Annotated in this window: 15 protein-coding genes; 3 read left to right on the forward strand and 12 right to left on the reverse strand. The window is 52.7% G+C overall.

All coding sequences use genetic code 11. The features are described 5' to 3' along the window. Nucleotides 1-228 precede the first annotated feature (228 nt). The 3 genes from E4Z61_RS20090 to E4Z61_RS20100 form a co-directional block, all read right to left on the reverse strand. A complete protein-coding gene (locus tag E4Z61_RS20090; RefSeq protein WP_135324247.1) occupies nt 229-1,197 on the reverse strand; it encodes a TerC family protein in 969 nt (322 codons plus the stop codon). 270 nt (nt 1,198-1,467) lie between these two features. Continuing rightward, nucleotides 1,468-2,466, reverse strand: a complete 999-nt coding sequence (locus tag E4Z61_RS20095; protein WP_135324248.1) for a Gfo/Idh/MocA family protein — start codon at nt 2,464-2,466, stop codon at nt 1,468-1,470. Nucleotides 2,467-2,535: 69 nt separating this feature from the next. Next, nucleotides 2,536-3,039 carry a M48 metallopeptidase family protein gene (locus E4Z61_RS20100; RefSeq protein WP_135324249.1) on the reverse strand — a complete coding sequence of 168 codons (504 nt, stop codon included), beginning with the start codon at nt 3,037-3,039 and terminating at the stop codon, nt 2,536-2,538. A gap of 84 nt (nt 3,040-3,123) precedes the next feature. Here E4Z61_RS20100 and rlmG point away from each other — a divergent pair, with 84 nt between their 5' ends. After that, on the forward strand, nt 3,124-4,260 hold the full coding sequence (gene rlmG / locus E4Z61_RS20105) for a 23S rRNA (guanine(1835)-N(2))-methyltransferase RlmG (RefSeq protein WP_135324250.1): 1,137 nt from the start codon (nt 3,124-3,126) through the stop codon (nt 4,258-4,260). Nucleotides 4,261-4,305: 45 nt separating this feature from the next. On the opposite strand, the gene E4Z61_RS20110 is transcribed toward rlmG, so the two are convergent. The 7 genes from E4Z61_RS20110 to ebgR all read right to left on the reverse strand — a co-directional run bounded on the left by E4Z61_RS20110 (nt 4,306) and on the right by ebgR (nt 16,210). Beyond that, nucleotides 4,306-6,324 (reverse strand): NADPH-dependent 2,4-dienoyl-CoA reductase, encoded by a 2,019-nt coding sequence (locus E4Z61_RS20110; protein WP_135324251.1) that lies wholly within the window; start codon nt 6,322-6,324, stop codon nt 4,306-4,308. 143 nt (nt 6,325-6,467) lie between these two features. Continuing rightward, the gene (ygjK, locus tag E4Z61_RS20115; protein WP_135324252.1) at nt 6,468-8,819 is read right to left on the reverse strand and encodes an alpha-glucosidase; all 2,352 of its coding nucleotides are present in this window, start codon (nt 8,817-8,819) and stop codon (nt 6,468-6,470) included. A 16-nt stretch (nt 8,820-8,835) separates the two neighbouring features. Continuing rightward, on the reverse strand, nt 8,836-9,897 hold the full coding sequence (gene ygjJ, locus E4Z61_RS20120; RefSeq protein WP_135324253.1) for a protein YgjJ: 1,062 nt from the start codon (nt 9,895-9,897) through the stop codon (nt 8,836-8,838). An 83-nt stretch (nt 9,898-9,980) separates the two neighbouring features. Then, nucleotides 9,981-11,414 carry an amino acid permease gene (locus tag E4Z61_RS20125; protein ID WP_135324254.1) on the reverse strand — a complete coding sequence of 478 codons (1,434 nt, stop codon included), beginning with the start codon at nt 11,412-11,414 and terminating at the stop codon, nt 9,981-9,983. A gap of 65 nt (nt 11,415-11,479) precedes the next feature. Next, nucleotides 11,480-11,929, reverse strand: coding sequence for a beta-galactosidase subunit beta (locus E4Z61_RS20130; RefSeq protein WP_135324255.1), 450 nt, complete (start codon nt 11,927-11,929; stop codon nt 11,480-11,482). Next, complete coding sequence (gene ebgA, locus E4Z61_RS20135) at nt 11,926-15,018, reverse strand: beta-galactosidase subunit alpha (protein ID WP_135324256.1); 3,093 nt, start codon at nt 15,016-15,018, stop codon at nt 11,926-11,928. Before ebgA ends, E4Z61_RS20130 begins: the two co-directional genes overlap by 4 nt. Before the next feature lie 208 nt (nt 15,019-15,226). Beyond that, nucleotides 15,227-16,210: a transcriptional regulator EbgR gene (gene ebgR, locus E4Z61_RS20140; protein ID WP_135324257.1), complete on the reverse strand. Its 984-nt coding sequence runs from the start codon at nt 16,208-16,210 to the stop codon at nt 15,227-15,229. Between the two features lie 209 nt (nt 16,211-16,419). On the opposite strand from ebgR, the gene E4Z61_RS20145 reads away from it, so the two are divergent. Next, nucleotides 16,420-16,752, forward strand: a complete 333-nt coding sequence (locus tag E4Z61_RS20145; protein ID WP_135324258.1) for a tRNA-binding protein — start codon at nt 16,420-16,422, stop codon at nt 16,750-16,752. Nucleotides 16,753-16,807: 55 nt separating this feature from the next. Here E4Z61_RS20145 and ygjG read toward each other — a convergent pair whose 3' ends face one another. After that, nucleotides 16,808-18,187, reverse strand: coding sequence for a putrescine aminotransferase (gene ygjG / locus E4Z61_RS20150; protein WP_167456048.1), 1,380 nt, complete (start codon nt 18,185-18,187; stop codon nt 16,808-16,810). A 430-nt stretch (nt 18,188-18,617) separates the two neighbouring features. Between ygjG and E4Z61_RS20155 the strand changes: the two genes are divergently transcribed. Further along, nucleotides 18,618-20,138 carry a methyl-accepting chemotaxis protein gene (locus E4Z61_RS20155; protein WP_135324259.1) on the forward strand — a complete coding sequence of 507 codons (1,521 nt, stop codon included), beginning with the start codon at nt 18,618-18,620 and terminating at the stop codon, nt 20,136-20,138. Nucleotides 20,139-20,182: 44 nt separating this feature from the next. Here the strand turns inward: E4Z61_RS20155 and E4Z61_RS20160 are convergent, their stop codons facing one another. Further along, nucleotides 20,183-20,860 carry a PadR family transcriptional regulator gene (locus E4Z61_RS20160; RefSeq protein ID WP_167817586.1) on the reverse strand — a complete coding sequence of 226 codons (678 nt, stop codon included), beginning with the start codon at nt 20,858-20,860 and terminating at the stop codon, nt 20,183-20,185. Between the last annotated feature and the right edge of the window lie 154 nt (nt 20,861-21,014).

Consider the following 21,014-nt stretch of genomic DNA (forward strand, 5'->3'; position numbering starts at 1 on the left):
TTGTGTTGTCGCCTGGCCCTTGTGCGTTCTATAGACGCATCTTTCAGGATGAGGCAAATGTTTGCATGGCTGAGTATAAGGAAAGAACAAGGTTCTGGAAGATAAATATCCTGGATTTTACACTGAGATCATATTTTATAACTTTAAATTAACATTGTGGTGACATGTTAAATAAAAAGCCCGACGCACAAAGAGGGCGTCGGGCCTGACAAGTTATACGAACAAGCGTTACTGCGTTTGCTGCTTTTTATCGTGCTGGTAGTTTACCCACGCATTTACAATCAGCGTTACAAACAAGATCCCGAACACTACGCCTAACGAGATAGCGATAGGAATATGGTAGAAATCGACGATCAACATCTTGATACCGATAAATACCAGAATGATCGACAGTCCGTACTTCAGCATCGAGAAACGCTCCGCCACGCCGGCCAGCAGGAAGTACATGGCGCGCAGACCCAGGATAGCAAACAGGTTAGATGTCAGCACGATGAACGGGTCGGTGGTCACGGCAAAGATTGCCGGAATGCTGTCGACGGCAAAGATAACATCGCTCAACTCAACCAAAATCAGCACCAGCATCAGCGGCGTCACGAACAGTAGACCGTTTTTACGCACGAAGAAATGCTCGTTCTCGATGGTATCGGTCATCCGTAGATGACCGCGCAGCCAGCGTACTAACGGCCTGTCGCCAATGCCGGAAGCATCTTCTTTTGCCAGTGCCATCTTCACGCCGGTAAACAGCAGGAACGCGCCGAACACGTACAGTAACCATTCAAACTGAGTGATAAGCCAACTTCCCGCGAAGATCATGATGGTACGCAGGACAATCGCCCCCAGTACGCCATACACCAGTACCCGACGCTGCAACGCAGGCGGTACGGAGAAATAGCTAAACAGCATCAGCCAGACAAAGACGTTATCCACCGCCAGCGATTTCTCGATCAAATAACCGGTGAGGAATGCCAGCGCCTGTGGGTCAGCGACAGCACGTCCTTGGGTTTCTGCCAGATACCACCAGAATACGGCGTTAAACAGTAACGACAACGTGACCCAGACAATTGACCAGGCGGCTGCCTGCTTCATTGACATTGTATGCGCGCCGCGACGACCCTGCAGCAGCAGGTCGATGGCCAGCATAATCACCACCACAACAGCGAAGCCACCCCATAACAACGGTGTGCCGACAGTATTCATTATTTTTCCCCATGCATAAAAAAACGGCCAACGCCGAATGACGTTAGCCGCTGCTTTTCATGCATAGACCTTGCCATTCGGCAAGGTCTCACTTACAACAACAAAGGAATACGTTGACGTATTCCTTTGTTATCGCCCGGCGACCGGATGTGGTTTTTCACACATCGTAATGACGATCAACCGACAACGAAGTTACTCCCCTTTGCGGGTAACAAAGTATTACAGGCCACGCGTTCAGTCAATGGCCTGCAACATTCGTTTTACACAGTTTTACGCAATCAGCGACGTATTCGTGCCATCAGCAGGGAAAACGACGCCGGTCTGGCGGCGAATTTCTGTTTGCAGTTTGGCGGTAATGCGGCTGACGGTCAGTGCCGGGTGAGTCACTTCGCCGGATTCAACCAGATGAGCAAATCGCTCTGCCTCATACAGCATAGTATTGATGTGCTGAGGCACCGTCAGATCCTGCGTTTTTCCACCGCGCGGAACAAAGCAGACTTTCTGGCACTCGGATATTTTCTCGATAACCAGTGACCCTGATTCGCCCTGAATTTCACTGGCCAGCACCGAATCGCTCACTTTGGAATGCTGCAACGTGACGCTGAAATCACCGTAGTTCAGCACCACCACACCGTGAGCATCAACGCCGCTTTCCAGCAGACTGGCGCTGGCCTGTACGCTTTGTGGTTCCCCCCACAACGCAACCGCCGAGGCCAGGCAGTAAAAGCCAATATCCATAATCGAGCCATTTGAGAATTCCGGATTAAACGTATTCGGATTTTCACCGTCCAGATAGCGCTGATAGCGTGAAGAGTACTGGCAGTAATTGATAAACGCTTTTCTGATGTTTCCTACCTTGGGCAGAGATTGCTGCAACAGTAGGAAATTGGGAAGGCTGGCGGTCTTAAACGCCTCAAAAAGTACCACCTGATTCTCACGTGCGCAGGCGATAGCAGCATCAACTTCTGCTAGGTTTGACGCCAGCGGCTTCTCACAGATCACGTGCTTTTTGTGCGTCAGAAACAGCTGGGTCTGCGGGAAGTGCAGCGAGTTTGGGCTGGCGATATACACCGCATCAATCGCGTCGCTTTGCGCCATCGCTTCCAGCGAAGTAAACAGATGCTCGACGAGATAATCGTTGGCGAAGGTTTGTGCCTGTTCAAGGCTGCGGGAATAGACTGCGGTTAACTTATATTTGCCGGTTTCATGGGCGGCATCCACAAACTGGCGGGTGATCCAGTTTGTGCCAATCACTGCGAAACGTATCATAAAGGCCTTCAGGCTGCGAAAAGGGATCCTTTTGCCAATTTAGCATGCCTTGCTGACAAAGCCAGTGCGCTACTGCGCAGTTTGCTTTAGCGATTGTTGCGTTAACCACAGGCGGGTGTCGAACTCCAACTGGTGATACTGCGGCTCCATATGGCAGCACAGCTGGTAAAACGCTTTGTCGTGCTCTTTTTCTTTCAGGTGCGCCAGTTCATGCACGACGATCATACGTAAAAAAGGCTCTGGGGCGTTACGAAACACGGTGGCGACGCGGATTTCCGCTTTCGCTTTCAGCTTGCCACCCTGCACGCGAGAGACGGCGGTATGCAGCCCCAGCGCATTCTTCAGTACGTGGATCTTACTGTCATACATCACTTTATTGAGCGGCGGGGCATTGCGCAGAAACTGACTTTTCAGATCCTGAGTATATTGCCAGAGCGCTTTGTCGGTCGCGAAGTCATGCGTACCCGGATAGCGTTTTTCCAGTACCGCGCCCAGACGCTGCTCGCTAATTAACGAGCGAACCTGGGCCAGCAGGTGTTCTGGGTAGCCTTGCAGATAGGTTAGTTGACTCATCAATGCCCCACTTAAATCGTAAAAAGTGTATACTCACGCACCCTTTTCAGGGATACGCCGAAATTTTACCATTCAGGAGGGCCGATGAGCCACATAGACAACGGTTTCCGTTCGCTGTCACTTAAACGTTTCCCGGAGACGGATGACGTTAACCCGCTGCTGGCGTGGGAAGCTGCGGATGAATATCTGCTGCAACAGCTGGACGATACCGAGATTAGCGGTCCGGTGCTGATCCTGAATGATACCTTCGGCGCGCTGGGTTGTGCGCTGGCGGAACATTCGCCGTACAGCATTGGCGACTCCTATTTAAGCGAGCTGGCGACGCGTGAAAACTTGCGTCATAACGACATTGCTGAATCCAGCGTCAGGTTCCTCGACAGCACCGTCGAATACCCGCAGGCACCGGGTGTGGTGCTGATTAAGCTGCCAAAAACCATGGCGCTGCTGGAGCAGCAACTGCGTGCGTTACGCTTGGTTGTTACGCCACAAACGCGCATCATCGCGGGCGCGAAGGCGCGCGACGTTCATACCTCGACGCTTGAGCTGTTTGAAAAGGTACTGGGCAAAACCACCACCACGCTGGCATGGAAAAAAGCCCGTTTGATCAACTGTACGTTCAGCAACCCTGAGCTGGCTGAAGCCTCACAAACGCTGAGCTGGAAGCTGGAAGGCACCGACTGGACGATTCACAACCACGCCAACGTTTTCTCCCGTACCGGGCTGGATATTGGCGCACGGTTCTTTATCGAACACCTGCCTTCCAATCTGGAAGGCGAGATTGTCGATCTTGGCTGTGGTAATGGCGTGGTTGGCCTGACGTTGCTGGAGAAGAACCCGGAAGCGAGCGTGGTGTTTGTTGATGAATCACCGATGGCGGTGGCGTCCAGTCGTCTGAACGTTGAAACCAACATGCCTGAAGCGCTGGATCGCTGCGAGTTTATGATCAACAACGCGCTGTCCGGCGTGGAGCCGTTCCGCTTTAACGCCGTTCTGTGTAACCCGCCGTTTCACCAAAAGCACGCGCTGACCGATAACATCGCCTGGGAGATGTTCCACCATGCCCGCCGCTGCCTGAAGATCAACGGCGAACTGTATATTGTGGCTAACCGTCACCTCGACTACTTCCACAAGCTGAAGAAGATTTTCGGCAACTGTGAAACCATCGCCACCAACAACAAATTTGTGGTGCTGAAAGCGGTGAAATTAGGTCGTCGTCGCTAATTTCTGATGCCGGATGGCGGCGAAACGCGTCATCCGGCTACAAACTTAAATCTCCAGCGCCAGCCGGGTGCCTTGTGCGATGGCGCGTCGGGCATCCAGTTCTAGCGCTACATCACACCCGCCAATCAGATGCACCGTTTTACCTGCCGCATGTAGCGGATCGACCAGTTCACGGCGCGGCTCTTGCCCTGCGCAAATCACCACATGATCCACGTTAAAGATCAGCGGTTCGCCGTTCAGCATAACGTGTAACCCATCATCATCGATCTTCTGATAACTCACTGACGGGATCATTTTCACGCCGCGCGACAGCAGGGTGGCACGATGGATCCAGCCCGTCGTTTTACCTAACCCTTGCCCCGGTTTGCTGGCTTTACGTTGCAGCATCACTATCTGGCGCGGGCTACGGGGTAACTGTGGTCCTTCCGGGCGTAAACCTCCCGCCTGCTGGAGGCTGGTATCGATCCCCCATTCTATACAGAATTCCGCAATGTTTTGGCTGGTGGGCTCGCCGGGTTGACTCAGATACATTGCGGTATCAAAGCCGATCCCGCCGCAGCCGATAATGGCAACGCGCTTACCCACCGGGGTTTTATCACGTAATACATCGAGATAGGTCAGCACCTTAGGATGATCGATACCGTCGATCGGCGGTGTACGTGGTTCGATCCCGCTGGCGAGGATCACTTCGTCGAACGATTGTAGATCGCCCGCGGTGACAAAATGATTCAGTTTCAGCGTCACACCGGTGACGTCTATCATGCGGCGGTAATAGCGCAGTGTTTCGTAAAACTCTTCTTTGCCGGGGATCTGTTTGGCGATATTAAACTGCCCGCCAATCTCGCCATGCGCATCAAACAGCGTCACGTGATGCCCGCGCGCGGCGGCGTTAACGGCAAAAGCGAGACCCGCAGGACCGGCTCCGACCACCGCCAGATTTTTCAGATGTGTCGCTGGTACGATCGGCATTTTGGTTTCATGACAGGCGCGTGGATTGACCAGACAGGAGGTCACTTTGCCGACGAAAATCTGATCCAGACAAGCCTGGTTACAGCCGATGCAGGTATTGATCTCATCCGCTCGCCCACTCTGTGCTTTTGACAGCAGTTCGGCGTCGGCAAGGAAAGGGCGCGCCATCGACACCATGTCGGCATCGCCACGGGCCAGAATATCGTCGGCAACTTTTGGGTCGTTAATGCGGTTGGTGGTGACCAGTGGGACTGTCACGTGACCTTTCAGTTTGCGCGTCACCCAGCTAAACGCGCCGCGCGGCACCGGCGTGGCGATGGTAGGAATACGCGCCTCGTGCCAGCCAATCCCAGTATTAATAATGGTCGCGCCCGCAGCTTCTATCGCCTGTGCCAGTTGGACGGTTTCATCAAAGGTGCCGCCATTTTCCACCAGGTCGAGCATCGACAGGCGAAAGATAATGATAAAGTCGTTACCGGCGCGTTGACGAACGGCCCGCACGACCTCCACGGCAAAACGCATGCGGTTGGCGTAATCGCCGCCCCATTCGTCAGTGCGCTGGTTGGTACGCAGGGTGAGAAATTCGTTGATCAGATAGCCTTCTGAACCCATGACCTCTACGCCGTCGTAGCCTGCTTCCCGCGCCAGCTGTGCACAATGGGCAAAATCCTCAATCAGTTGCAGCACTTCATCGTGGCTCAGTTCATGTGGGGTAAAGCGGTTGATCGGTGCCTGAATGGCGGAAGGCGCGACCAGATGCGGCTGATAGCTGTAGCGTCCGGTGTGCAAAATTTGCAGCGCAATTTTGCCACCTTCTTCATGTACCGCATCGGTAATCACGCGGTGATGTGGTAGCTGGCTGGCGTCGTTCAGCATAGCGCCACCCTCCATTCCTACGCCGGATAGCGCAGGTGCAATCCCTCCGCTCACAATCAGGGCTACGCCGTGACGGGCGCGTTCGGCGTAGAACGCGGCCAGCCGTTCTGCACCATCGGGATACTCTTCCAGACCGGTATGCATCGAACCCATCAGCACGCGGTTTTTCAGCGTGGTGAATCCCAGATCGAGCGGGGCGAACAGCGACGGATAGCTCATAAAGGTGTCCAGTATGTAAAATTATTGTTATGTGGTCGGATGAGTTACTAATTTAGCCGTCGCTGCGCAAAAGGGAAAAGGGGAATGCCGTGATTGTGATGGGATTCAAAAAAGAGGCCTCCTGTGGGAGAGCCTCTTACAGATTACTGCTGTTTCAGAAAGTCGCTATACAGCATGTAGAGATGCGCAGCGCTCCATGAGAAGTTGGGCGCACCCTGCTGCGCGCCGGTCAGCGGGTTATAGTTTTCCTGAATCGGGCCGTCAGCGGTGAGTCCTTTCGCATGTTTGAAGAACGTATCCGCCATTTTCAGTGCTTCATCGCGATAGCCGTAACGCTCCATCCCTTTTAAGCCAAACCAGAACTGATCCACCCATACGCGCCCGCGCCAGTAAATATCCGGGCCGAAAGCCGGGTTGGTTAGTGCTGCGGTACCCAGCGGCACAAAGGTGTTGAACTCTTTTGGATCGAGCATAACCTTCACCACCGCGTCCGCATGGGGCTGCGTTGCCGCGCCGTTAAACAGTGGTGACCAGCCTTCCGGTCCTTTACCGCGTTCGACGATGGGCTTTCCCGCACAGCCATTTGCCAGCGGCTTACCTTCGATACGCACATCATAGAAAAACTGCGTATTAGCATCGAACATACAAGTATTGATGTAATCCGCCAGTTTCGTCGCCAGTGCCTGATAGTGCTTTGCATCTTGCGTTTTACCGAGCAGGGCCGCTATTTCCGCCAGATAATGATTATCGCTGTACATGTAGCTGGCCTGATCGACCGACTCCTGGAGAAGTGAATATCCCAGTAATTTCCCGTCATTACTGCGGTTTTCGGCAAATTTCACTACCCAATCGTCGCGTTTGCCACCGTTCGCGACGTATTTTTCCAACTGGTCTTTGTCGATAAAACCAAACACTGCGGCATCGTCACGTCCGGATTCCCATCCGGCGGCTTCCTGGGCCGGAATAGTCAGGCTGTCATACTGGCCTTTGCTGGTGATGGTGGCATAGTTTTTCAGCCCGGAGAGGGTCTCCTCTTTGTCGCCATTTTTCACCGTAAACAGCATTTCGCCGCTGTCCGTGTTATGGGCTTTATCGCGGGTCGCACCATACTCAGGAACGCCGTTACCGTTATGATCGCGGTTACGTAGCCACCAGTCGTGGTACGCCACCAGTTTTGGGTACATTTCTTCGAGCCAGGCCTTGTCCTTAGTGACGTTATAGACCTCCATCACCGACCATGCCGCCAGGCTGGGCTTGGTGTTGCGCTCGTTCCAGTTACCGCCATCGCCACCGCGTTCCGGGATGGGGTTCCAGGTGACCAAATCGAGGATCATGCCCGCATCCTGCGGACGTACCGGATCGTTGGACTGGATTTGCCAGTCAAAGAGCGCGCGAATGCTATCTTTCGCAATCTCCGGGTTGAAGTGCACCATGGCAAAGGCAATCTTCCATGAATCCCAGGCATAGGTCTGATTACCGGAGAACCAGCGGGCCGTCACCGAGGGCGTGACGGTATTGTGTTTCACAGCCCCGCCGGGCGTTCGCCAGTTGCCGTTCAGCGTTTCGATCGCCTTTACCGCCACTCGGGTTTGTTCTGGGGTAGCATCCGGGTTGTTTAAGCCTTTCTTGAGATACTCGTCCCAGCGCTGCTGCGAGGCGAGCATGAAGAAAGAAGGGCGCGCCAGAATGTCGCGGATCTGCGCCTGCTCTTTGCTGACTTCCTGTGCGGTCAACAGATGCGAATAGGTGGTGTAGAGAGTGGTAGAGCCATTGATATGCGCTTTACTGGTAAAACGATGACCCTCAACGATCGTTTTCATGGCAAGAGATTTGTGTACCTGGTACTCCGACTCGCCGGAGGTCAACAGATCCCACGTTGAACGCACTTTACCGAAGGTGACTTTCAAACCATCGCGCGTTGCGGTGATTTTTCGCTGGTAGTCCGGGTATTCGTCCTCGACGGTTTTATCGGAGAGCGCTTTTCCCTCTTTGGCTTCCAGCTTATTTAGCAATTCGCCGTCCCACACCAGATCCAGCGGCGTGTTGCTGGTTATTTTGGTTTCCAGCAGCGAGGTGTGTGGACTGGCAAATCGCAGTGTCATCTCGATCTGCACCTCTTTTGATGACAGTTTCTGCACCAGCGCACCGGGAATGCTCCAGGCCTCGAGGGTGAAATCGACCTTTTTACCATGCTGATATACCGTCAGGCGATCGAAGTTAGTCGCCATAAAGTTGATGTACTCTTCCGTTAGCAGTGCGACGCCTGGAAAACCACCCATTGTAGCGGGGCCATCTGGCAACAGATGCCCGTGCCATGAGCCGAGGTCGAAAAAGGGATTAAAGCGTTGATGGTCGTCGTAATCGTAGTCGTGCATGTAGCCGGGTGCACCGGTGCGATTGATGATGTTTTTAAAGCCGTCAGCGTTAGCCGCCAATGCGGAGAAACTCATCAGCAGAGCGCAGGCTAGCGGTGTAAGAACAGTTTTGATTTTCATGGTATTCCGGTCCTTGTTACCAATAGAAATATTGCATCAGGAAGATCTGATCGCTCGGGTCACCAGATGCATTTTGCATATAGAACCGGCTGTCGAAGGCGGTGGCGAAACGACCGCTGCCGTATTCATACCAGATGCCGAACTGCATAAAGGAAGTCGTTTCATCCTCGGCATGGTCCGGTCGATGCCTGGCATAGCTGTAGGCGGTGGAGAGATAGACGCCCTTCAGCGCTTCGTACATGGCGCTGACCATATAACCGGTCTCCGTACCCAGCACATCCAGCCCGTCGGCACGTCCGGTATGATGCCAGGCGCGAGCGGCAAAGTTAGGCGAGAGGAGGCCGGTCAGGAACAGCTGTCCGGTACCGTCAGTTATCTCCAGGCCGTTCATCCAGGTTACGCCTTCGGTCAGGTCGTACTGGATGTAGCCGTTCATCATGGCCGGATAGGTGTACTTATCGTCGTAGCGATCGTATTTCCCGAAGTGCAGCCAGGCTTTGCTTTCGTCATGGTGTCCGGCGGGGGTTGCGGTTACGCTATAGCGCAGCGGGCCGGTGAGGTTTTGCACCTTAATAGCGGTCATGATGTCGCGCGTGTTGGGGATGACGTAGCCCAGATCTGGCGTGAAGTCGCCCCACCATTGCAGATCATCGAGCGATGAGTCCTGGCGCAGGCTGAGCATCAACTCTGTTCCATCATCGGTACGGTAACCACCGTAAAATCGGTTAATCCCGCCCTCAAACCCACCCCAGCTATGATCGGGAACCCAGGCGTTACCCTGGTGGTCTGCTTGTACGGTCCAGCCTTCACCGTAGATCAGACCAAACCACGCACCGTGCTTAATTTCCAGCCCACCTTCTATATAGGTACCATCGCTGTATTTATGTTTATCCTGTCCTTCTAAATCCATATATCCACCCATTCCCAGTTCGCCATAAAAACGAAAGGAGGGAGAGGATATTGCGGGTGTTTTTGTGTCGTCGTGTTCTGCCGGACGAATTTCTTCTGCACCCAGAGAGGAGACACAGAAAAAGGGCAGGGCAATAATTGCCCTGCAACAGAGACTACTGTTTTTCATGCTTTTATCCTAAGCTAAATAAAATATAATTTTTATTGTTATAGCCTTGGCGAATATTTTTTATTGTTATTCTTTTATAGAAATTAATTAATATTTGAAGCGGGCGCAGCCTCAATTGCTTGTTCTTCTTTGGTGAGTCCTTTGATGTATTTACTGTATTTCCACCAGGCAAAACCGAGGAAAATGACAATGCCACCGACGTTATAAAAAATAATGGTGATGATGTTGCCGCCGGTGGGGAACGTTGAGGCGATAAATCCAACGGTGAACAGAACAATCAGCATCGACACCACGATAATCCCGGTTCTTTGCGATCCCATACGGAAGTCACGCGGTAAGTGGTCCAGCTTGGCGCGCAGATTCAAATAGGCCAGCATAATAAACAGCGGTGGCAGCATGGATGCCGCAGCGGTCATGTTAATGATGGTGTTCATTAAATCCTGCACGGTATTCGAGCCTAGCGTCGGGATAATCATCAGCGGGATTACAATCAGAAACTGGATCCACGCCGCGCGGGCCGGAACGCCGTTTTCATTCAGTTCGACGGTTTTCTTGCCGAAAATACCTTCCGGGATTTCAGAGAAGAAGATTTTAACCGGCGTTGCGGTCCACATCAGCAGTGAGCCGAACATCGCGGTAAAGGACACCAGACCGACAAAGCGGTTAACGACCAGCTCAGGCAAACCGAAGTATGCGGCCAGACCATGGAACACCTGCACCGAGCCACCGGTAAATTTCAGCTCTTTGCTGCTGACAAAGACGTTGATCAGTACTGAGGAGATTGAATACAACACGCCGATAAAAATCCCGGCAATGATGATGACCTTCACAAACGATTTTGACCCGCCCTTCACGTCGTTGACGTAAACCGCCACGGACTCCGCGCCGCCTGCCGCCATGAATATCCAGGTGGTAATACCGAGGAACGCCCAGTTAAAATTCGGGATCATTGCATCAACGGTGATGGGGTCAGCAGGCTGCACGCCGCCAACCAACGCGGTACCCGCCAGTAAAATATACGACAGCGTCAGCAGTAGCATCAGCGTAGAAGTGACGGAGGTAATCGGTCCCAGCATTTTTGCGCCGTTAGTCGAAACCCATGTCGAGAAAGCAAACAGCACCATACTTAACACCGTGGTGGCGAATGGCGTAAGAATGTATTCGTAGCCTAAAAATGCGTAGGAGGCATAGGCGATAACGCGCGGGAGTAACGAGGTAAAAAAGAACAGGTTAACGAACCAGTAGGTGTAGGCAGTAATAAATGCCCAGCGCCCGCCCAGCGAGCTTTTTACCCATGCGTAAACACCAGCTTCGGAGTTTTTATTCAACGAAACAAATTCGGCAATGATTAAGCAGAACGGAATAAAGTAGAAGATAGTGGCGAGGAAAAACATCGGTGCAGATGCCAGACCAAGCTCAATATTATTGTTGATAACGTTATTAAAACTATAAACGGCGGCAAAGGTCAGCGACAGTAAGCCGAACTTGCCGATGGTATTACGCTTGGTATCAGACATAGCACATCTCCGATTCCTGATTATTATAGGGTACTGGCGGCACAACATCGGTGCCGCCTGTGTTTTTATTTATTATGAAAATAACCATCTTCGATGGTGACTTTGAGTACGACTTTCTTCACAGCGTTATTACAGATAAAGCGGTAGGCTTCGTGGTTGTCGCAAATAACCAGTTGTCCTTCGTGCACTTCTACGGTGTTTCCACATCCCTTCAGGTACTCGCGATCGGTTTCATCGCGATAATATTCAACGACCTGTAAGGTATCTTTGGCGGCATACTCTATTTTTTGCTGCCCTTGCAGGTAGTAATGCACCTCAAAATAACGGCGATGACCGGTAAACAGCGCGTCGGTTGCGGAGTCGGTCTCCACGCGGTAAGTGAGCGAATCACCAATGGAGTGGGCGACGCCTGGCTGAATGTTGTCGATATTTTCTATCGCCTCCACGCAGCGTTGCCACTTCCGACCTGCAGCGTAGAGTTGTCGGAACTGCTCTAAGTTATCGATGATCCTCATTTTGTATTCTCGCTGTGCAAATTCGTGGAAAAGAACTCCGTGCCAAAGGCGCGATTAGCGGTGGTCTGAACGGTGGCTTCGGTGCCAGAAACGGGTAGCAACGTAAAGCCATAGCTGAATTCCCGGAACCAGACGCGCCAGGAGTCGAGCACCTCGCTTCCCCAGGAGTTGGAACCTAAGCCCAGCAGCTGGTGGTCCAGATTCAGGGTGATGTCATCGCTACGCTGTAGCTCATTACAGTGCTGGGCGGCAAAAAGATTTTCTGGCGTGTAGCGCCAGGCACTCAGATTGACAGGACGTTGCGGAACCACCAGCAGACCGCTGCCGTGACGGTTGGTCAGCGCGGCCCAGCGCACATCCTGGCGATTGCCGTTGTTTTGCGGGAAGGGGTAATTCTCGAACATTTCATCCACAGTGGAACGCCAGATGTCGATAATGTTGGCCTGCTGGCTGTCGGCATAGTTTTCACCCGGTCCACGCCCGTAATACGCCACTTGTCCTAAATCACCGTTGATGCCCATCGTGAAGCCAATGCACGGAATAATGTGCGGGTACTCGCCATATGGCTGGCCGGACAGCTCAACGTTTAGCTGACCGTCGACCGTTACCCTCCAGCGGTAAGTGCAACGCATACCGAAATCAAACACCGGCGGGGCGATAATCGTTTGGCTGGTGATGAGCACCGCATCGTCGGTGTGTTCGATAACAAAATCCCGCAGATGCTCCTGCATAATCTGTAAATGATTCGGCTGCCAGAGACCTTCGAACTCCTGTTTGTGGTTATCAATCGTCGGCTTGAAGAAGTTGATCTTCGGTTCGCGGGTAATCAGCTCTTCACCATTCACGTTCCAGCTGATCGGTTTACCGTTCAGCTTTGAGAACGTCAGAGCGAAGTTATAGCCGCGAACGGTGCAGCTCTGGCGGTTGTCTTCCAGCGTCAGAGCGCATGAGTTTTGCAGACTAAACGGCACAGGCGTTGAGGTTTTGGCCTTCAGCGGGAACTGGTAAGTTGCGATGTGATGCCCGGCGTCGCTGTACGGCGTGCGGGAATCTTTGGTCACGATGACGTTGAGAAACGCTTCGCGCGCATCCAGATCCGGCAGCGCGCATTGCAGCATCGTATCGCTGTTGGGGGAGACGTCGCGCAGTTTAATCTGCTGGGTAGAGAGCGTTTCGCCTTCGGCGCGAACCTCAATATGTAAGGTGTAGTCGTCAAGCGTGGTGAACCACAGCTTATTCTCTACACGAAGTTCACCGCGCGTCAGGTCATTTGCATAGACCTTTACGGGCGCAATAACCTGCTTGTACTCTTTCAGGCCAGGTCCTGGTGTTTGATCGGGGTAAATCAGGCCATCGAGACAGAAGTTGTAGTTATTTGGATAGTCGCCGTAATCACCGCCAAATTTGTACCAGACGTTGCCATCGTCATCTTTGGCCTGAATACCGTGATCGCACCATTCCCAGACATAGTGTCCCTGGATGCAATCGTGCTGGTAAAAGACGTTTTGATATTCCGTCAGTCCGCCGGGGCCATTGCCCATAGCGTGGGCGTACTCGCAGATGATGCGCGGTTTAGGATGCGGATATTCACCAAACTCATTCATCAGCGGCACGCGGGTATACATGGTGGAAATAATGTCCACCACTTCGGCGTCGCGATCCTCTTCGTAATGCACCAAACGCGTGTCATCCAGCGCTTTTGCCGCGTGGTACATGGCGCGAATATTACAGCCGTACCCGGATTCGTTACCAAGCGACCAGATGACAATCGACGGATGGTTTTTCTGCGCATGGATATGACGCACGATGCGCTCAACGTACACCGGTTCCCAGGTCGGATCGTCGGTGATGCGACTGATATCTCCGACGTTGGCGAAACCATGCGATTCAACGTCGGTTTCGGCCATCACGAACAGACCGTAGATGTCGCACAGCTCATAGAAGCGCGGATCGTTTGGGTAATGAGCGGTACGCACGGAATTGATATTGTGCTGCTTCATAAGCAGCAGATCTTTTTCGACACGATCTATTCCGACCGCCCGGCCTTTCAGATGATCGTTATCGTGGCGGTTAACGCCGTGCAACATTACGTAGTGGTTGTTGATGTAAAACAGCCCGTCGCGGATTTTAATGTCGCGGAATCCTACGCGCTGCGGCACCACCTCAATAACATTGCCGCTGGCATCTTTCAACGTCATCACTAAATGATAAAGATACGGCGATTCGGCTGACCACTGCTGCGGCTCGCTGACTTTGAAATTAAACGTGGTGTGGGTGAGTTTATCCACCGTCAGGTTGTTAATCACGCCGTTATGCAGCGCCTGCTCACCGTCAAATAATGTGTATTCCAGCGAGGTTAATGCAGGCGCCCCGGCAAGGTTTTCCAGCGCAATATTGCAGGAGAGGGTGGCATCGCGATAGTCATCATCAAAATCGGTGCGAACGGTAAAATCCTGAATATGGGTCGCCTGTTTGCCCACCAGATAGACGTCGCGGAAGATCCCCGCAGACCACCACATATCCTGGTCTTCAACGTAGGTGGAGTCAGCCCACTGCATGACGCGTACGCACAGCAGGTTATCACCGGTCTTCACCATCGCACTGATATCAAATTCGGCCGTCAGGCGGCTGCCCTTGCTGAAGCCAACGTAATGACCGTTAACGTACACTTCGAAGTAGGTTTCAACACCGTCGAATTTAATCAGCGTCTGTTTGTCCTGCCAGCCTGCACTGAGGGTAAAGATCCGCTGATAAGCACCGGTCGGGTTGTCGGTTGGAACGTAGGGCACGTCAATCGGGAACGGGAAACCTTCGTCGGTATATTGCAGCTTGCCGTGTCCTTCCATCTGCCACATACCGGGGACGGTGATGCTGCCCCAGTCGTTCATGTACTGTGACGTAAAGGCGTCCGGTACCTGCAGCGGATGTTCAAAGAACTGAAAATTCCACTGACCGCTCAGCAACTGAAAAAGGCTGCTGGTTTCACGGGCAAACGAACGTGCCTGAGCAACCGAGTCATAAGAGAAAAAGTATGCGCGTGGTGCCAGTCGGTTTTCGTGGGTGAGCTGAATGTTTTCCCAGCGATTCATAAGGCCTCCCGGTGGAGAGAAATCGGAACCATTCAAAGTGATGGTGAGTAAGTGTAATTGCAGGTGATTTTAGTAAAACTTTTACTAAAATATAGCGAGTAAGATGATTTACTTTAACTGGATCACGAAAATAACCCAGGCAGGGAAGAATAAGGCATGGCAATGCGCGCCCGGCATCAGGAGAAACCGGGCGTGAAACAAGGGGATTTTAGCGGGTAGTGCCGCGCAGTTTCAGCTTGCTGGGAACGAAAACCAGCAGGGGCAACGCGCGCCCGTCGCGGGCTTTCTCAAACAGCAGGTTAACGCCCTGGCTGCCCATCATTTCTGAATGGATACGCACGGTGGACAGCGGAGGGAAGGTGAACCGCGCCGTCGGGATATCATTGACGCTAATCAGCGAAATATCCTGTGGAATAGTCAGACCACGCTCGTGAATGGCGCGCAGAACGCCAATGGCAATCGAGTCAGAGGCCACAAACAGGGCGGTGGGATAATCGGCTTTCGCCAGCATTTGTTTGGCCAGCTCATAACCTGATGAACTGGAGAATCCACCGCGATAGATATCGTGTTCCGAGACAACCTGCTGTAGGCGACCGTATTCGACAAACGCCGCTTCGCGGATGTCCGCTTTGCCTGGCTGGTCTTCACCGCCGATGAAGCCAATGCGGGTGACACCTTGGGCGATGAAAAAGTCGATGCTTTCTTTGCTGATACGGGCCAGATCGATATCGACGGCATCATAGTCGCTACCGGGTTCATGAAAGTCGATAAAGCAGATGTTGTCCGTCAGCGCAGTCGCTGCGGCACGTTGGGCGGGAGACGGCTTACCGACGATGAGTATGCCGGTAATGTTTTTGTTGTCTGGTAACCCGCTGTGCTCATAGCAGTTGGTGAGTTCGATCCCCAGCTTTTCACACTGCGTTTCAATCCCGTGACGTATCGCGAGATAGTAAGGATCGTTGATTTCCAAATCCTGCTGGTAGCTGTAGAGCGCCAGAATATGCTGGAGACCAACCGCACTGGCCTGGCTCTTGCGGGCGCTGCTGGTTTTGTACTCCAGCTTTTCCGCAATCTCCAGAATGCGATGCTTGGTCTCTTCTTTTACGTTCAGCGTCGGGTCATCGTTTAAAACCCGGGACACTGTCGCCAGGGATACGCGAGCTTCGATTGCGATGTCTTTAAGTGTTGCCATGTTTGCCTTTTCCCTGAGTTACCTCCGCATTGTAAAGGAAGTGCTTATCTATTCACCTGTTTTCAGTAAAAAAAGTACGCTTAATTGACATGCCAGGGGTAAAACCCCGCTTTTAGAGTGTGATGAATACAGCATTTTACGGCTTTTGAGAACATTGCCAGGAAAAGTCTTTGCTATCATTTAGTAAAATTTTACCAAAGGAGAGAAGAATGGACACCATCGCATTTACCGATTTCGCCCGGATGGAAATTCGCGTCGGCAAAATTACCCAGGTAAAGCGTCATGACAATGCCGATAAGCTATACATCGTTCAGGTAGATGTGGGGGAGCGTACACTGCAAACCGTGACCAGCCTGGTGCCTTATTACAGCGAAGACGAGCTGATGGGGAAAACGGTGGTGGTGCTGTGTAACCTGCAAAAAGCGAAAATGCGCGGCGAAACATCAGAGTGCATGTTGCTGTGCGCCGAAACAGACGATGGCAGCGAAAGCGTGCTGTTGACGCCAGAACGGATAATGCCCGCGGGTGTGCGGATTGTGTAAGCTGAGGGAATCTGCCGGATGGTGGCGCTCAGACTGCGCCGCCATCCGGCACCTGTCACACTTGCTCCACGCTTACGCGTAATGCGGCCAGCGCTTTGCGCGTTGAGCGCAATACCAACTCGCATTGCTCGATGGTTAACGTTAGCGGCGGTTCGATACGGATCGTCTTGGCGTTGTTCAGCGTACCGGCGACCAGCACCCGCTGGCGGAACATCTCACTAGCAAAGTTGTAGCCGATCTCATTATCAACAAATTCGATCGCCATCAGCATGCCTTTACCGCGTACGTCCTGTACCAGATCCGGGTACTCCCGCGCCAGATGTCGGAAGCCGTCCAGCAACATATCGCCTTTTTGCTCTGCCTGAGCCGGTAAATTCTGCTCCAGCAGGACGTTGATCGTCGCCAGTGCAGCCGCACAAGAAAGCGGGTTACCGCCAAAGGTGGTGGTGTGCAAGAAGGGGTTATCGAACAGTACGGAGAACACCTCTTCGGTGGCGATGGTCGCACCGATCGGCATCACGCCGCCGCCCAGCGCTTTAGCCAGACACATTATGTCGGGCTGCACGTTTTCGTGCTCGCAGGCGAACATCTTGCCGGTACGCCCCATGCCGGTTTGCACTTCATCAAGGATCATCAGCGCACCAAACTCATCGCAGAGTTTGCGCACGGCGGTCAAATACCCCTGCGGCGGTAGGATCACGCCACCTTCACCCTGAATCGGCTCGAGGATCACGGCAGCCACATCGTCACCGGTCTTTTTACACTCGCTGAGCACGGTACGCATCGCGTCAATGTCACCAAACGGAACATGACGGAAGCCAGGCAGCAGCGGCATAAACGGTTTACGGAACGTGGATTTGGCCGTCGCGGACAGTGCGCCCAGCGATTTACCATGGAAAGCGCCGCTGGTTGCAATAAAGGTAAATTTACCGCGTGGCGATTGATAGGCCTTCGCCAGCTTCAGCGCCGCTTCAACCGACTCGGTCCCGCTGTTGCAGAAGAAGCTGTATTTCAGCTTGCCGGGTGCCAGTGCGGCAAGCGTTTTAGCCAGCATGGCCCGCAATGGGTCAAGTAATTCCTGGCTGTGCAGAGGTTGTTTTGCGAGTTGATTCTGTACGGCGGAGACCACTACTGGATTACGGTGCCCCACGTTGAAAATTCCAAAACCGCCCAGGCAATCAACAAATTCCTGTCCCTGGGTGTCGACAAGCGTATTCAGGCTTCCCGCTTGCCACTCTACGGCTCCGTAATCCCCGCCGGCAGTTACAGATTTTCGATACTCTAAGAACCCCGGATTGACATGCTCTTTGAAGTATTCAATGACCTCTCGGTTAAGTGCTTTCATTTCCTCATGATCAAGCGTTCGCTTTTCGATGAGGTTCAGTGCGTGTGCGCTGCAGGCCAGGGCCGATGCGCTGGAAGGTAACCTGTTCAAAATATGCTCCCGGAGTTCGCGTATCACATGATACTGAATTAAGTATTGCAGGGATTACGCCATCCCGGCGCGCTTAACGAAAATCGGGATAAACACCAGGGGGGATTTCATTTGTGCAACATTTAATATTAAAAATTAACATTTGGCGGCGTTTTGCCTATGTCAGGCGCCTGAAAACAGTCCGGATCTACGATCTTTTGCTCTAAAAATAGGCAGAAGCTGCACTGTGACGGTGCGCTGAGTGTAGCCAGATTGAATAGTCACAAGATGAAAGTATTTTAAATCAATGGATTAGAATGCGTACAGATTTTGAGGTTTAATCGCAAATTGCGATCTAAATCAAATTTAACAACTAAAGATAAAAAAATTATCGCCGAAATAACATGTGTCGAAATAGTTAACAACCAGATAACCTGCAAAGGACGCAACCATGTCTTCTGATCCCTACGTTAGCCAGCGACATACCCCGCTGGATGATGATATCACCCTCATGTCGACCACCGATTTACAAAGCTACATCACTCACGCGAATGATACTTTCGTTCAGGTTAGCGGTTATCAGCTGAGTGAGCTGCTCGGTAAACCGCATAACCTGGTTCGTCACCCGGACATGCCAAAGGCGGCGTTTGCCGATATGTGGTACACCCTGCAACAGGGCGAACCGTGGAGTGGCATTGTAAAAAATCGCTGTAAAAACGGCGATCACTACTGGGTGAGGGCCAATGCGGTGCCGATGGTAAGGGAAGGGCAGATGACCGGGTATATGTCTATTCGTACCCGGGCGACGCAGGAGGAGATTGCAGCAGTCGAGCCTTTGTATCAGGCGCTGAATGAGGGACGTTGCAACAAACGCATCCATAAGGGGTTAGTGGTGCGTAAAGGCTGGCTGGGAAAACTCCCGGCGCTGCCGGTTCGCTGGCGGGTACGCAGCGTGATGGCTGCGATGTTTGCCGTGCTGGCGGTTGCGTCACATCTGATGGGGGCGCAATGGCCGCAGTTGTTGATCGGTGCCCTGGTGATGCTGACTGGAACGGCAATTTTCGAATGGCAAATTGTGCGCCCGATAGAAAACGTCGCCCGCCAGGCGCTGAAAGTGGCGACCGGCGAACGCAACAGCGTCTCGCACCTTAATCGCAGCGATGAGCTGGGTCTGATGCTGCGATCGGTGGGGCAACTGGGATTAATGTGCCGCTGGCTTATTCATGACGTTTCAAGCCAGGTTTCCTGCGTACGTAACGACAGCGAAACGCTGGCAAAAGGCAGTGATGATTTAAACAAGCATACCCAGCAGACGGTTGAGAACGTGCAGGAAACGGTGACGACGATGAACCAGATGGCGGCGTCGGTGAAGCAAAACTCGGCGACGGCTTCTGCTGCTGACAAGCTTTCAATTGCCGCCAGCAGTGCGGCAACGCAGGGCGGCGAGGCGATGGGGACGGTGATCAAAACCATGGACGATATTGCCAACAGCACCCAGCGTATCGGCACCATCACCACGCTGATTAATGATATTGCTTTCCAGACCAATATTCTGGCATTGAATGCGGCGGTTGAAGCGGCACGAGCGGGCGAACAGGGGAAAGGGTTTGCCGTCGTGGCGGGGGAGGTGCGCCATCTTGCCAGCCGCAGCGCCAGTGCGGCGAATGATATCCGCAAACTGATTGATGCCAGTGCCGACAAGGTGCAATCCGGCTCCAGCCAGGTTCACGCTGCAGGGCGCACGATGGACGACATTGTGGCTCAGGTGCAGAACGTCACCCAGTTGATTGCGCAAATCAGTCATTCGACGCTGGAGCAAGCGGACGGGCTGACCAGTCTAACCCGTGCGGTGAATGAACTGAGCAACATTACGCAGAAAAATGCTGAACTGGTTGAAGAGAGCGCCCAGATTTCAGCGATGGTGAAACATCGCGCCGGGCGTCTGGAAGATGCGGTGACGGTGTTGCATTAAGCATCGGTATTCAGGCGGAACGACGGTTCCGCCTGCTGACCAGACTAATCTAGCTGAGCGATATCCAACGCTGCGCGATCAATAATACCGATGATTTTTTTGATCTGTGCATCGCTGGTGTCACCGTGATTGACTCGCAGATCCAGCACTGCTTTGAAGTTTTCCAGCGCGCGTTTCATCTGCGGATTTTTACGTAATTCAAAGCCCACGCAGCGCGCTTTAACACGTTCATGGATAAGCTCCAGATGCTCGCGGTTTTCCTCGAGCCACTGCTGACCCTGTGCCGTGATCGTAATCTGTTTACGCCCGCCTTCCTCTTCGCTGATGACGATCAACTGCTGATCCTGCAAGAAATCCAGCGTCGGATAAATCACCCCCGGACTTGGCGTGTAGTTACCCTGAGTCAGCGTTTCAATGGCTTTTATCAGCTCATAGCCGTGGCTGGCGTCGCGGGTCAAAATATCCAGAATCACCAGGCGTAGTTCGCCGTGGCCGAAAAATCGCTGACGACGCCCGCCGCCGCCCCGACCATGTCGATGCCCGCAGCCGTGCTCGTGGTGATGTTCCTTGTTGCAGCCTTCGTGGCGATGCTCTTCACCTTTGCAGCAACCTGCGTGATGCTCGCTGTTATGGCCTTCGTGGTGATGTCCTTCACCGTTGCAGCAGCCTTCGTGTTGGCGTTCTGCATTCTTGCAGCAACCGTCATGTTGGTTTTGCATGATTGTCTCCTGACGTTGTTTAGATATATCTAATTTATATCTAAACTATGATTATTTGCAAGTCTATGGTTTTTGAAATTTTTAATTTGCTGATTTTAATGTTTATTTTTATCAATTGATCGAAAGGGTGTTCACGGTATGACTGTATCAAAAAAGT

It is taken from the genome of Citrobacter tructae, from assembly GCF_004684345.1.
Classification (GTDB): domain Bacteria; phylum Pseudomonadota; class Gammaproteobacteria; order Enterobacterales; family Enterobacteriaceae; genus Citrobacter; species Citrobacter tructae.